Below are 14,914 nucleotides of genomic sequence, written 5' to 3' on the forward strand. Positions count from 1 at the left end.
ATAAAGATAAGTATTAGTTAAGAAAAATTTAAAAAATATACAAAAAAACATTAAAAATGAAATTAAGTTAGAAAAAAACACTAAAAGCTGCTTTAAAAGTTAAAGTATAAATCATTAAAAAAATTTTAAAATAAAATGAAAATAAGAGAATAGATTAATAAATTAGAAGTTTCAGAAAAATTATGAAATCGTTGTCGTGATGTGTTAGAATAAGTTAAGTAATCATGGAATATAAAATAGGGAGGGAAAGTATGGATGTAAGTGTAAAATCGCAAAAGAAACAAAAACAAGGCTTCATGGACAAAATAGAGAAGCTTGGTAACAAATTACCACACCCAGTGCTAATGTTTATATACATAGCAGCATTTGTTTTAGTTTTATCAGCAATACTAGGAAGTTTAGGGGTAGTAGCTAAAACTCCTTTAGGTGATTTCCCAATAAACAATTTATTAGGGCAAAAACCAATAGAGGTGTTAAAAGTAGGGGCAACAGGAACAGAAGTAGCAGAAAGATATTCAAATGGTCTTTCTTATGTTATAGGAACTGCAATAGCTAATTTTATGAACATGTATGCAATAGGCACTATACTTATAATAATGTTAGCAATAGGACTTATGGAACAAAGTGGATACTTAACAATGGCAATGAAAAGTATAGTTCAAGCTACGCCTATGAAATTAGTTACTCCAGTTGTAATATTCTTAGGGGTTATGTCTAATATGGCATCAGATGCAGGGTATGTTGTATTAATACCACTTGCTGCATTAATGTATTATACATTAGGAAGAAATCCTATAGCAGGTCTTGCAGCAGGATTTGCAGGGGTTTCTGGAGGATTTAGTGCAAACTTATTTGTTAGTTCAACAGATGCATTATTATTACCATTTACTCAAGCAGCAGCTGAGACTGGTGATGCTATGGCAGGTACTCAATTAGCAGGAACTTTATCAGTTACAAGTAACTGGTTCTTCATGATGGCATCTACATTCTTAATAATATTAATAGGAACTATAGTTGTAGATAAGTATATTGAGCCAAGATTAGGAAAATATAATAAAGCAGAGGCTGAAGTTGAGCCAGAACATGAAATAACTCAAGCAGAAAAAAGTGCTTATAAATTTACAAATAAAATAATGTTATTATTATTTGCTTTAATAATATTAACAGCTTTACCAATAGATAAAAATAACACTATACCTTTAGTAGGTGACTTATCAACTACAGTAGAGTTATGGGGAAAAGATGCAGAAGGGAATGCAGCTTTAGTTGCAGCAGATGGATTCTTAAACTCTATATTCTTTAAAGGTGATATGGTTATAATGATAATGTTCGTTATATTCGCTGTAAGTGGATTAGTATACGGATTTAAATCAGGTAAGTTTAAAAAAGCAGCGGATATAGTGCCAGCAATGGTTAGAGCGATGGCAGATATGGCTCCAATAATAGTTATATTATTCTTCGTTGCTCAATTTATTAATTACTTTAACGACTCTCACTTAGGAGTGTATGTTGCATCATTAGGAGCTAATTTAGTTTCTAAAATACCAGAAGGTAGTATGTTTATGAATATTGTGTTAATGGTTGCATTTATATTCTTAACTGCATTTGTTAACTTATTCATGGGAGGAGCTTCATCTAAGTGGGGACTTCTTGCTCCAATATTTGTTCCAATGTTAATGGTTGCGGGATTCACTCCAGCAGGTGTTCAGTTAATATACCGTATAGGTGACTCTTCAACAAATGTAATATCTCCATTAATGAGCTATTTAGGGGTTATAGTAGTATTTGGTCAAAAATATAAGAAAGAATTTGGTGTAGGTAACCTAATAAGTACAATGATGCCAATAGCTATAGCATTCTTAATAGGATGGACTATATTTGCTATAATATGGGCTTTAGCAGGAGCACCTATAGGACCAGGAACAGCAATCTTTATGTAAGGGGTTTAAAATTAACTACATATAATATTTTATATAAAGGGGTAAAATTAGGTTATGCTTAAATTTACCCCTTTCTTATATTTACTTAAAGTTTTTAGGTTGATTAATTATAAAAAATTATAAAATACTAAATATATAAATTAAAAATTGAATTAAAATAAATATTTTAATCGAATATAAAAGATAAAAACAATGTAAAAATATATAAAAAAAACTAAATAATAATAAAAAGATGTATAAAACTAAATTTTCTGAAAAATAATATTGTGTTTACGTTAAAAAAAATAGAATATATAATTAAACTGTAAGATAAGTTAAAAGAGGTACAGAAGTACCTATTCTATTATAAGGATACAAAACATTAGATATAAAAAATTAAATAACTGATAAAAATAAAGCCATGAAGGTTTAAATTACAAAGATTTATTTGATATATCTTTGTAAAAACTCATGGCTTTTTGTAATGTAATTAGTAAATTTATGTTAAATTAAACAATAGTGTTTATATAAAAAATATACTTAGGGGGAAAATAAAAATGATAAAAAGCAAAAGTTTAAAAAGATTTTTAGCAGTATTAATGGTAGCAGGAATAAGTTTAAGTGTAGTAGGATGTTCGTCAGATAAAAAAGAAACTAGTCAAACGCCAGAAACACAAGTAGCAGAAAGTAATTTCACACCAGTAGAATTTACATACTCAGATGGAGCGAAAGATTATAATGTCAAAGTAGAAAAACCAAGGCAAAAGGCAGTTACATTATCTCAATTTATGACAGAGATGTTACTTGCACTAGATTTAGGAGATAAAATGGTAGGAACAGCACTTTTAGATAACCCAATACTTCCAGAGTTTGAAGAAGCTTATAATAAAATACCAGAACTTAAAGTTGGAGAAGGACACTCTATATCTAAAGAAGGGTTTATAGCAACAGGTGCAGACTTTGTTAGTGGATGGGATTCATCTATAAATGAACAAACAACAGGATCACCAGATGAGTTAATAAAAAAAGATATAACTCCATTTATGGCAAAATCATATAATCCAGATGCAACAGTAGAAACTGTATATGAAGACTTTGAATTATTAGGAAAAATATTTGGAGTAGAAAATAAAGCAAATGAAGTAGTAAATAAAATGAAAAGTGATATAAAAGCTGTAACTGATAAAGTTGGAGATATAAAAGAAGAAGATAAAGTAAAAATGATGGTATATGATTCTGGTGAAAAGGATGCTATGGTAGTAGGAAGTGGTCTTGCAAATAACTTAATAGAATTAGCTGGTGGAAATAACATATTTGGAAAAGATGCAGATAAACCATACATAAATGTTTCTTGGGAAAGTATAGTGGCTAAAAACCCAGAAGTTATATTAGTAACTGATTTCTTAGCTGGTCAACCAGTTAAGGAAAAAATAGATTTCTTAAAGAATCATCCAGCACTTAAAGATGTACCTGCAATAAAGAATGATAAAATATATGTAGTAGGATTAGCTGACTTATCTCCAGGTGTTAGAAATCCTAAGCTTATAGAAGAAATGTATGGATATTTCTTTGAAGGAAACAAATAATGCAAGTTAGTATAGAAAACTCAAGAAACCTTTCAAAAAAGAGAGGTTTCTTATTTTGGACTATAGCTTTAATAATATTATTAGCAGGTACAATAGTCGGAGCAATAGCTATAGGAAGTACATATATAGAACCTGGAGAGGTATATAAAATTTTATTAAACAAATTATCAAATGGAATGTTATTTAGTGGAGTTGGAGAAGTCATGACCCATAATATAATATGGGAAATTAGATTTCCACGAGTTTTATTAGGAGCAATATGTGGAGCTGGTCTTGCAATATGTGGAGTATTAATGCAATGTGTAACTAAAAACCCTATAGCAGAACCGTATATATTAGGAATATCATCTGGTGCATCATGTGGAGCTGTTGCTGTTATTGTTTTAGGAGGGGTGTCATCTATTGGAATAAATAGTATAACATCTGGTGCATTTGTAGGTTCTATTATTTCAGGAGTGTTAGTGTTTGCAATAGGCACGCAGATGGGAAAAACAACATCAACAACAAGATTAGTACTTACTGGTATGGCAATATCTACAATATTTTCAGCGCTTACTAATTTACTTATATATTCAGCAGATAACTCAAACCAAGCTAAAAATGCACTTTTCTGGACTGTTGGAAGTTTAGGAGGAGCTAAATGGGATGTTTTATTAATTCCATTTGTAGCACTAGTAATAGTAATGATAGTAGCTTTTTTAATGTCTAAGTCTTTGGATATATTATTACTTGGAGATGATAGCGCTATAATACTTGGTATAAATGTAAAACTTGTAAAATCAATAATACTTATATTAGCAACGTTTTTAACATCTACCTTAGTTGCGATAACAGGAGCTATTGGGTTTATAGGACTTGTTGTTCCTCATGTATGTAGAACAATAGCTGGCAGTGATCATAAAAAGTTAATAGTACTTTCTGCATTAGTAGGTTCAATATTTTTAATAGCATCAGATATTGCCGCGAGGGGGCTTTTCCCACCAATAGAAATACCAATAGGTATAATAACTTCGTTAGTCGGAGGACCGTTCTTCTTGTATTTAATATCTAAGAAAAATTATTCATTTGGAGGAAAAGAATAATCATGAAGATACAGGTTAAAAATTTAAGGTTTAGTATAGATAAAAAAGAAATATTAAAAGATGTATCTTTTAATGTTCCTAAAGGTTCCTTTGTAGGGGTAATAGGCCCAAATGGTTCTGGAAAATCTACATTACTTAAAAATATATATAGGCTTTATAAGCCATCTAGTGGAGAGATACTATTAGATAACAAAGATTTATCTACTATGAAAGATAAAGAGTGTGCAAAAGAGATTGCAGTTCTTGCTCAAGAAAGTAGTTCACAGTTTGATTTTACAGTTGAGCAAATAGTGAAAATGGGTCGCTATCCATACAAATCTATATTTGAAGATTATTCGAAAGAAGATTTAAAAATGGTTGAAGATATGTTAAAAAAAGTTGGATTAGATAACTATAGTGAACGAAGTTTTTCTAATTTATCAGGTGGAGAAAAACAAAGGACTTTAATTGCGAGAGCATTAGTTCAAAATACTGATTTTTTAATATTAGATGAGCCTACAAACCACTTGGACATAGGGTATCAAATACAGCTTATGGACTTGGTGAAAAGCCTTAATATAACTACATTATCTGCAATACATGATATGAATATGGCATCTATGTATTGTGATTATTTAATCGTCATGAAAGATGGACAGATAACAAAATATGGGAAAGTGGAAGAAGTTATAACATCACAAATGTTAAAAGAAGTATTTGGTGTCAATGCATATGTAGGTATAAATCCTATAAATAATAAACTACAAGTATCATTTATGCATAGTCATGAACATGTAAACGGAGTAGGCCATGACCATGTTCACGAAGATGGATTTACAGGTAAGCATTCTCATTACCATAATCATTTAACAAATAAAATGGAGTTAGTTTAAGAAGAAGGTAAAAACCTTCTTTTTTTTACATTCAAGGAAAGATACATGAAGTGTTTTGCCGACAAGTCGCTTAGGTAAAGCTAACTTTTTGTTTAAGAATGTATTATATTAATTTAAAATCTGCTCATAACTTATTAATTAAAACTATATTAGGGAGTTTAGAAAAAGGTAAAAATGGGTATAATTATAAATTATATAAATAGGAGTAATGAACATGGGAAGATTATTAGAATTAGATATGGAATCTGATGCATTAGAACTTGCCAGAAATTATTGCAGACAAGAGGGGCTTATACTCATAACTGAAGATATAAAAGATGGAAGTTTGATTGTAATGGACAAAAATTTTAATACAGTTAAAATTTTTATAAAAGATGGTGAGTGGAGCTTATAATGTTATAAACATAGTTAAGTATGATTTATATTTATAGAGAAATCTACCTTATTTAGGTAGATTTTTTTATGACAAGGTGAGCGTATATTTATCAGGTTAAAATAATCACAGTATTCAGGTGATGTACTTTGCTGGTAAGGGTGAATTAATTCCTCAGATTATAATTTGTGTAATAGAATTGCTTAGGTGCTTTGTTATGGCAGATGTATTAAAAAACTATAAAAATTAAAGATGAAAATGACTTGACAGTATAGAGATAATTCAAACTTATTATAATAAATTGAATAGAATAAATATATATACTAGATAATAATATTAATATATTATACAGTTGACAAAATAAGTTTTAATGAATATCATAGTTTATATATAAATATTTAAATCCATTGATAAGGATTAGTAATCAAAATATCTTTATAACAGAGAGTTAAGGATGCTGAGAGCTTAGCATAAAGTATTTGATGAATGGACCTTTGAGGAGTAAGGTGAAATACAGTAGTAAACTAGCCGATATCGTGACTGCACGTTATAGCAGGTATAAGTGATATGCACTAGGTGTATATAATTTAGGTGGTACCGCGGAAAATATATCCGTCCTATTTATTTAGGACGGATTTTTTATTGCAAATTTATAGAAAAACAACTTAGGAGGAAATGTAATGAACAGAATAGGTATAATAGGTGCAATGGATGAAGAAGTAGATATATTAGTAGAATTAATGGATGTAAAAGAAAAAGTTGAAAAAGCCAGCTTAGTATTCTACAAAGGAAACTTAGAAAATAAAGATGTAGTAGTAGTAAGATGTGGAATAGGTAAAGTAAATGCTGCTTTATGTGCACAAATATTAATAAGTGAATTTGGTGTAGATGCAATAGTAAATACAGGTGTTGCAGGAGCATTAAATGCAGATTTAGATGTATATGATATAGTTATATCAACTGATGCTATACAATATGATTTTGATACAACAGTATTTGGAGACAAAAAAGGTGTAATACCAAGAATGGAAAATTCAACATTTGTTGCAGATGAGAGACTTGTAAATGCGGCGTTTGAATCATCAAAAGAAGAAACTAAAACTCATAAAGTAGTTAAAGGAAGAGTAGTAACAGGAGATAGATTCATAAGCTCTAGAGAATTAAAAGAAGAATTAGTAAAAGAGTTTGAAGCATTCTGTGGAGAAATGGAAGGGGCAGCTATAGCTCATGTTTGTGAGCTAAATAAAGTTCCATTTGTAATAATAAGAGCAATGTCTGATAGAGCTGACGGAAGTGCAGATGTTGTATATGACGAATTTGTTAAGGATGCAGCTCATAACTCTAAAGATATAGTACTTAATATGTTAAGATCAATATAATGAGGGGTGTTATTAATGAGCGAAAAGAAAATAATATTTAGTGGTGCTCAGCCATCTGGGAAAATGACTTTAGGAAATTATCTAGGAGCTATACAAAACTGGACAAAACTTCAAGATGAGTATGATTGTTTTTATAGTGTAGTTGATTTACATGCTATAACAGTTCCACAAGAGGCTAAAAATTTAAGAGCTAATACTATGGAATTACTTGCACAGTACTTAGCTTGTGGATTAGATCCAGAGAAAAATACGATATTCATACAATCTCATGTAAGTGCACATACTGAACTTATGTGGATATTAAATACGATGACTTATATGGGAGAGTTAAGTAGAATGACTCAATTTAAAGATAAGTCACAAAAAAGTGAAGCTAACTTAAATGCAGGATTATTTACTTATCCAGTATTAATGGCAGCAGATATACTTTTATATCAAACAGATTTAGTTCCAGTTGGAGAAGATCAAAAGCAACACTTAGAACTAGCTAGAGATTTAGCAACTAGATTTAACAATAGATATTCACCAACATTTAAAGTACCTGATCCATATATACCAAAAGAAGTTGGTAGAGTAATGAGCTTACAAGAACCAACTAAAAAAATGAGTAAGTCTGATGAAAATGAAAATGCATTTATACTATTAGCTGATGATGCAGATACAATAAGAAGAAAGATAAAAAGAAGTGTTACAGATTCAGTAGGGATTATAAAATATACTGATGAACAACCAGGAATAAAAAATTTACTTGAAATATATTCAAAATTAGACAATAAATCAATAGAAGAACTAGTAAGTATGTATGAAGGTAAAGGTTATGGTGATTTTAAAGGTGATGTAGCTGAAGTTATAGTTGAATCTTTAAGACCTATAAGAGAAAGATATCTTGATTTATTAAAGAACAAAGATTATTTAGAAAATGTTTATGCAATGGGTGCTGATAAAGCTGAAAGACATGCTAGAAAAACATTAAGAAAGGTATACAAAAAAGTAGGATTAATAGAAAGAAAATTCTTACCTAGATAATAATTTAAATTAAAGGATTATGTGTGAATTTAAATATATAAATTTATGCATAATCCTTTTCGTATTTTTAATCAAAAAAATCACATAATAAGTTTATATAAAAGTCATTCATAAAGGATGTGATGCACATTAAGTACAAAGAAGATAATGACCTTGATAAACAAAATCCTATAAATATGAAAGACCTTGATAAAGCTATGAATGAACTTAATATATGTGAAAAAACTACAGAAAATCTAGGGACTATAAGGAGATACCTAGAAAGATTAACTCTTATAATAGAAAGAAGTAGAATAAGAGAATATATGATGCTAACAGATAGTAAAAGAAGATTGTTCACAATAAATTTTATAGCAGGTTTAGGAAAAGGATTTGGTCAAGCAATAGGTCTATCAATACTTGCTGCATTTGTTTTTTACCTATTAAGTAAATCAGTGGATTTACCTGTAATAGGGGAGTATATAGCAAGATTAATGGATATAGTAGATGAATATAGAAGGAGGTAGTATATGAATACCCAAAAGTACAAAGAAGAACTACTAAAAGAAAAGGAGAAGTTATCGAGCCTAATAAATGAAATGCAAGATAATACAGTATTTGGAGATACAAGTGAACACACTAGTGAAAAGTATACATCAGGAGAATTATCTAGTTATGATAATCATTTAGCGGATATAGGGACAGAAGTATATATGCAAGATATGCAAAATAGTTTAACGATTCATGAAAAAGGTAGATTATTTAATGTAGAAAATGCTTTAAATAAAATAGAGAATGGAACTTATGGAATATGTGATATATGCAAAAATAATATTGAGGCTGATAGATTAGATATACTACCAGAAACAAATTTATGTAGCAACTGTGCAAAACATCAACCAGATATGCATCTAACTAGTAGAGAAGAAGGTCAAAATTTAATAAATGAAGGTCCTACATTTTATGATGAAGTATTATTAAAATTATATGAAATGAACAAAATGCCAAAGGAAGAGTCTGATAAAGACTAATATATGATGAAAAAAATACTATATGTTATTTGTATATCTGCAATTTTTATATTTGGTATGTTTAAGCTAGAAAATATAAATACAATAGAAGCTAATAATTTAGTTAGTGATAATTTTAAAGAATATGAAGATATAATAATAAAAAAAGGAAGAGATGATAAAAAAGTAGTGGCTTTAACCTTTGATGATGGGCCAGATGAAGATTTCACTCCTCAAATACTAGATATACTTAAAAAACACAATGTAAAAGGAACTTTCTTCGTAATAGGAGAAAAGGTAGGGTATAATGGTGATATAGTGAAAAGAGCATTTAAAGAAGGGCATGAAATTGCTAACCATACATTTACTCATATAAACGTATCTAAAAAATCTTATGATGAAATAAATAAAGAGATTATAGATACTCAAAATATAATAAAAGAAGCTATAGGTGAGTATCCAACATCATTTAGACCTCCATACAGGGCCGTATCTAAAAATATGTGTGATATAATAAAAAACAATGATATGGATATAATACTATGGTCAAATATAGATCCTAGAGATTGGTCTAACCCAGGAGTAGATTATATAGTTAACACAATTACATCAAAGGTGGAAAATGGGAATATAATACTTTTACATGATTATAATAAAGTGAGAAATAAAACTTCACAAACTATACTGGCATTAGATATGTTTATTCCTAAACTAAAAGAAAAAGGATTTGAGTTTGTTACTATACATGAGCTCAAAGATAGTCTAGATAAAGATCGTGCAACGCAAAAACAACAATAGGCTTCCAATAAGGGAGCCTTTTTTTGTATAATATAATATATATATAATTTTGGGAGGAAAAAATATTGACGTATATATTAATGATAGCTGTATTGATAGGAATAGATCAACTTTCTAAATTATGGGTATTAGGACACCTAAAAGGAATAGGTAGTATACCCATAATAGAAAATGTGTTTCATCTAACTTATGTAGAAAATAGAGGGGCAGCATTTGGAATGTTGCAAAATAATCAAATCATATTTATAATAGTTGCATTAGCAGCATCTATATTTGGATTATACTATTTAAATACTAATAAGAATTTAAATTTATTAGGAAAATCAAGTATAATACTTATAATATCTGGAGCTATAGGCAATTTAATAGATAGAATAAGACTTGGATTTGTAGTAGACTATTTTGATTTTAGATTTATATGGGAATACGTATTTAATATTGCAGATGTGTTTGTAGTAGTAGGAACTATAATGCTATGCATATATATTTTATTTTTTGAGGAAGAAAAGCAGGTGAAGTAATGGACGAAATAAAAGAATTTTTAGTTCTTGATGAAGAAGAGGGAGATAGATTAGATGTATACCTATCTTCTCAATTAGGAGATATGTCAAGAAGTTACATACAAAAGATAATAAAAGATAAAAAAGTGAGTGTAAATGGTAAGGTTGAAAAAGCTAAATACTTAGTCAAAGAAGATGATAAAATAATCATACAAATACCAGCTCCAAAGTTATTAGAGGTATTACCACAAGATATACCTATTGATATAGTTTATGAAGATAGCGATGTAATGATAGTTAACAAACCTCAAAATATGGTAGTTCACCCAGCTCCAGGAAATTATGAAGGAACCTTAGTTAATGCAATACTATATCATTGTAAAGACAATTTATCATCTATAAATGGAGTAATAAGACCTGGTATAGTTCATAGAATAGATAAAGATACATCAGGGCTGTTAATGATAGCTAAAAATAACAATGCTCATAATTTTTTAGCAGAACAATTAAAAGACCATTCTATAACTAGAGAATATGAATTTATATGTCATGGAGTAGTAAAAGAAGATAAAATAACTGTAGATAAACCAATAGGAAGAAATCCTAAAGATAGACTTAAAATGGCAGTGGTTAAAGATGGAAAAAGAGCTGTTACTCATTTTGAAGTTGTTGCTAGATATGAAAACTTTACACATATGAGAGCGAGACTTGAAACAGGAAGAACTCATCAAATAAGAGTTCATGCTTTATCTATAAATCATCCACTTTTAGGAGACACTGTGTATGGTCCTAAAAATAATAAATTCAAAGTAGAAGGTCAAACATTACATGCAAAAAAGATTGGATTTATACACCCAACTACTAAAGAGTATATAGAATTTGATTCAGAATTACCTAAATATTTTAAGAATATAATTAATAAACTTAAATAGGTCTTGAAAAATATATGATATAGATATATAATAATAAAAAATAAAAGAAATACCTTTAAGTGATACAGAGATATCATAAGGCAAAAGCTATATAAACATATAATATATCAAATTATATTAGTTGGTTTAATTTATTAATCATACTTATATTTAATTAGAATATATAAGCTTCTTGTCTTGTGATAAGAAGCTTTTTTAAACAAAAAATCTTATATAATAGGAGGTCACCATGATAGAAAAGGCCCAATTAATGGATGAAAAAGCAATTGGTAGAGCTATAACAAGAATAAGCCATGAAATAATAGAAAGAAACAAAGGTATTGAAGATGTAGTTTTAGTAGGTATAAAAACTAGAGGAGTACCTATAGCTCATAGAATATCTAAAAAAATTGAACAGATAGAAGGAAAAAAAGTTAACACAGGAGAAATCGATATAACTTTATATAGAGATGATTTAAAAGAAGTAGATGTAGATCCTGTGATCAATGGTTCTAACATAGATTTTGATATAAATGATAAGAAAGTTATACTAGTTGACGATGTATTATACACTGGAAGAACTGTAAGAGGTGCGCTAGATGCACTAATGGATATTGGAAGACCAAAATCTATACAACTAGCAGTATTAGTTGATAGAGGACATAGAGAGTTACCTGTAAGAGCAGATTATGTAGGTAAAAATGTGCCAACATCAAATAAAGAAATAATATGCGTTAAGTTAGCAGAAACAGACAAAGAAGATTGTGTAACAATAAACGAATAATTAAATACACTATAATCAATATACAATAGTGCCTTTTAAATCAGTACAGAGAGACTGAAAAAGGGAGAAGTATTTCTCCCTAAAAAATTTATGGGAGGTTTTTTTATGAAAAAAACAGTAATGTCATTACAACATCTATTAGCAATGTTTGGAGCAACAGTGTTAGTTCCTATATTGACAGGATTTAATCCTGCAGTAGCAATATTTTGTGCAGGTGTAGGAACTTTAATATTTCATGCTTGTACAGGTGGAAAAGTACCAGTATTTTTAGGTTCAAGCTTTGCGTTTATACCAGTAATATTAGCAGCTAAAGAAGCTTATGGCGGAGACTTAGCTTATGCTCAAGGTGGTATAATGGTAGCGGGACTTATATATGTAATAATGTCTTTTGCAGTTAAAGCGGTAGGAATAGATAAGATAAAAAAATATTTTCCACCACAAGTAACAGGAGCTATGATAGGTGTAATAGGTCTTAACTTATTACCAACAGCATTTAATATGGCCTCATCAAACTTTTTAATAGCAATAATAACTTTAGGAATAGCATTTTGTATAAATAAGTTTGCAAAAGGATTTATAAAGCAATTAGGAATATTAATAGCAGTTATTTCAGGATATGTGATATGTTTAGCGATGGGATTAGTAGATGTATCTACAATAACACAAGCAAGTTTAGTTGAGATACCAAAGTTTACATTACCAAAGTTTAGCTTAGAAGCTATAGTAATAATAGCTCCAGTAGTTCTAGCAGTATTTATGGAACATATAGGAGATATGACTACAAATGGAGCAGTGGTTGGTAAGAATTTCATAGAAAATCCGGGATTAAATAAAACCTTGCTAGGAGATGGATTAGCAACTATGGTAGCTGGATTCTTAGGAGGTCCTGCAAATACTACGTATGGAGAAAATACAGCAGTTTTAGCTATAACTAAAAACTATGATCCTTCTTTATTAAGAAGAACAGCAGTATTTGCTATAATACTTTCTTGCATAGGTAAGTTTGGGGGATTCTTACAAAGTATACCTCAAGCAGTAATGGGTGGAATAAGTATATTATTATTCTCTATGATAACTTTTGTAGGGTTTAAAACTATAAAAGATGGAGAATGTACTCAAAATAAAAATAATATAATAATAATAGCTACGATAATGATAATAGGACTTGGAACAACTTATTTAGGAAATAAGGGTATAGTAATAGGTATACCTATTACTGAAGCTGTATCTATAACAGGGCTTAGTTTATCGGCTATAGTTGGAGTTATATTAAATAGGATATTAAATAATAGTGAATTTAAAGCAAAAGAAGATACTAAAAATGTATCTCCACAAGCTACAATAGTATAATATATAAATAAAAAGCTATAAAGTTTGAATAATCTCAAACTTTATAGCTTTTATTTTTTATAATAAATTTAAAATTTTTTATACTTAATAATAAATACTAAAAAATGAATGATATACAAATAATGATCGTATATATACGAAAAAAATTATAAAAAATAGAAAATAAAAGCAAAAGTATAGACAAATTATAATATGTATTGTAAAATAAAAACCTATTGTCGAACGAAAAATAAAAATTTAAGATTAAAGTTCAATAGCATTTAGGAGGAGTTTATGAAGTTTAAAAAGCTAATATCAATAGCAGCATCAGTAGTATTGTCAGCAACATTGCTAACTGGATGTTCATCAAAAAATGAAAAGGCAAATTCAAATCTTTCAGTAGGGATAGTGTTAGGGGAAGGAAGTATAACTGATCAATCATTTAACCAAGCTACGTGGGAAGGATTACAAAAAGCTAAAGAAGATTTTAATATAGATATAAAATACTTAGAATCACCACAAGAATCTGATTATATACAAAATATAGAGACATTAGTAGACCAAGAAACTGATTTAATAATAGGTGTTGGATACCAATTAAAAGATGCTATAAAAGAATCAGCAGAAAGTTATCCAGACCAAAAATTTGCATTAATGGATGAAACATATGACAAAATTCCAGAAAATGTTGTGCCTGTAATATTTAAAGAAGAAGAAGCAGCATACTTAACAGGAATAATAGCTGCTAAGATGACTAAGACTAATAATGTAGGATTTATAGGAGGAATGCCAACTCCAGCTATAAGTAAATATCAATATGGATACAAGTATGGAGTAGAGACTACTAACAAAGATGTAAAAGTAGCACAGCAATATGCAAACTCATTTAGTGATCAAGCAAAAGGTAAATCAATAGCTAAGCAAATGTATGCTTCAAATGTAGATACAATATTATCAGCAGCAGGGGATACAGGAACAGGTGCTATAGAAGCAGCTAGAGAAAATAATAAATATGCTATAGGTGTTGATAGAGATCAAAGTTATTTAGCTCCAGATAATGTAATAACATCTGCATTAAAGAAATTAAACGTAGCATCTTATGATTTAGCTAAATCATTAGTTGAAGGGAACTACAAAGGTGGAGAAGCTCAAGTTTATGGATTAAAAGAAGGTGCAGTAGGTATACCAGAAAATACTAACAAGCTTGTACCTCAAGAAATAATAGATTATGTAAATAAACAAGCTAAAAAAGTTATAGATGGAGAAATAAACGTTCCAAGAACAGAAAAAGAATATAATGATATGATGAAATAGATAAAAAAGCCTTATGGAAATCCATAAGGCTTTTAATATTATTAATAAAAAG

At 29.1% G+C, this 14,914-nt stretch carries 15 protein-coding genes and 1 other annotated feature; all 15 genes read left to right on the forward strand.

The annotated features are described in order from the left end of the window. The first annotated feature begins 251 nt into the window (after positions 1–251). The 15 genes from ABHC41_RS05455 to ABHC41_RS05525 all read left to right on the forward strand — a co-directional run bounded on the left by ABHC41_RS05455 (position 252) and on the right by ABHC41_RS05525 (position 14,862). Complete coding sequence (locus ABHC41_RS05455; RefSeq protein ID WP_166505889.1) at positions 252–1,940, forward strand: AbgT family transporter; 1,689 nt, start codon at positions 252–254, stop codon at positions 1,938–1,940. Between the two features lie 536 nt (positions 1,941–2,476). Beyond that, positions 2,477–3,505: an ABC transporter substrate-binding protein gene (locus ABHC41_RS05460; protein WP_166505887.1), complete on the forward strand. Its 1,029-nt coding sequence runs from the start codon at positions 2,477–2,479 to the stop codon at positions 3,503–3,505. Next, on the forward strand, positions 3,505–4,587 hold the full coding sequence (locus ABHC41_RS05465; protein ID WP_092924262.1) for an iron ABC transporter permease: 1,083 nt from the start codon (positions 3,505–3,507) through the stop codon (positions 4,585–4,587). The genes ABHC41_RS05460 and ABHC41_RS05465 overlap by 1 nt, the downstream gene beginning before the upstream one ends. A gap of 2 nt (positions 4,588–4,589) precedes the next feature. Then, complete coding sequence (locus ABHC41_RS05470) at positions 4,590–5,459, forward strand: ABC transporter ATP-binding protein (RefSeq protein ID WP_207733530.1); 870 nt, start codon at positions 4,590–4,592, stop codon at positions 5,457–5,459. A gap of 214 nt (positions 5,460–5,673) precedes the next feature. Continuing rightward, complete coding sequence (locus ABHC41_RS05475) at positions 5,674–5,853, forward strand: hypothetical protein (protein ID WP_092924268.1); 180 nt, start codon at positions 5,674–5,676, stop codon at positions 5,851–5,853. A gap of 377 nt (positions 5,854–6,230) precedes the next feature. Then, positions 6,231–6,455, forward strand: a binding site (T-box leader). Positions 6,456–6,512: 57 nt separating this feature from the next. Then, positions 6,513–7,211: a 5'-methylthioadenosine/adenosylhomocysteine nucleosidase gene (locus ABHC41_RS05480; protein WP_166505886.1), complete on the forward strand. Its 699-nt coding sequence runs from the start codon at positions 6,513–6,515 to the stop codon at positions 7,209–7,211. 15 nt (positions 7,212–7,226) lie between these two features. Then, positions 7,227–8,237: a tryptophan--tRNA ligase gene (gene trpS / locus ABHC41_RS05485; protein ID WP_166505885.1), complete on the forward strand. Its 1,011-nt coding sequence runs from the start codon at positions 7,227–7,229 to the stop codon at positions 8,235–8,237. 122 nt (positions 8,238–8,359) lie between these two features. Then, positions 8,360–8,743, forward strand: coding sequence for a DUF5665 domain-containing protein (locus ABHC41_RS05490; RefSeq protein WP_166505884.1), 384 nt, complete (start codon positions 8,360–8,362; stop codon positions 8,741–8,743). 3 nt (positions 8,744–8,746) lie between these two features. Beyond that, entirely contained in the window at positions 8,747–9,247 is a 501-nt protein-coding gene (locus tag ABHC41_RS05495) for a TraR/DksA C4-type zinc finger protein (RefSeq protein ID WP_166505883.1), read from the forward strand. 3 nt (positions 9,248–9,250) lie between these two features. Further along, on the forward strand, positions 9,251–10,024 hold the full coding sequence (locus tag ABHC41_RS05500; RefSeq protein WP_240275615.1) for a polysaccharide deacetylase family protein: 774 nt from the start codon (positions 9,251–9,253) through the stop codon (positions 10,022–10,024). Positions 10,025–10,089: 65 nt separating this feature from the next. Beyond that, complete coding sequence (gene lspA / locus ABHC41_RS05505; RefSeq protein WP_166505881.1) at positions 10,090–10,545, forward strand: signal peptidase II; 456 nt, start codon at positions 10,090–10,092, stop codon at positions 10,543–10,545. Then, positions 10,545–11,456, forward strand: a complete 912-nt coding sequence (locus tag ABHC41_RS05510) for an RluA family pseudouridine synthase (RefSeq protein ID WP_166505880.1) — start codon at positions 10,545–10,547, stop codon at positions 11,454–11,456. The genes lspA and ABHC41_RS05510 overlap by 1 nt, the downstream gene beginning before the upstream one ends. 229 nt (positions 11,457–11,685) lie before the next feature. After that, positions 11,686–12,219, forward strand: coding sequence for a bifunctional pyr operon transcriptional regulator/uracil phosphoribosyltransferase PyrR (gene pyrR / locus ABHC41_RS05515; protein ID WP_092924293.1), 534 nt, complete (start codon positions 11,686–11,688; stop codon positions 12,217–12,219). Positions 12,220–12,324: 105 nt separating this feature from the next. Then, complete coding sequence (locus tag ABHC41_RS05520) at positions 12,325–13,569, forward strand: uracil-xanthine permease family protein (RefSeq protein WP_092924295.1); 1,245 nt, start codon at positions 12,325–12,327, stop codon at positions 13,567–13,569. Positions 13,570–13,842: 273 nt separating this feature from the next. After that, positions 13,843–14,862, forward strand: coding sequence for a BMP family ABC transporter substrate-binding protein (locus tag ABHC41_RS05525; RefSeq protein ID WP_166505879.1), 1,020 nt, complete (start codon positions 13,843–13,845; stop codon positions 14,860–14,862). Positions 14,863–14,914: the final 52 nt, after the last annotated feature.

The organism is Romboutsia sp. 1001216sp1 (assembly GCF_039841805.1).
Lineage (GTDB): Bacteria > Bacillota > Clostridia > Peptostreptococcales > Peptostreptococcaceae > Romboutsia_C > Romboutsia_C hominis.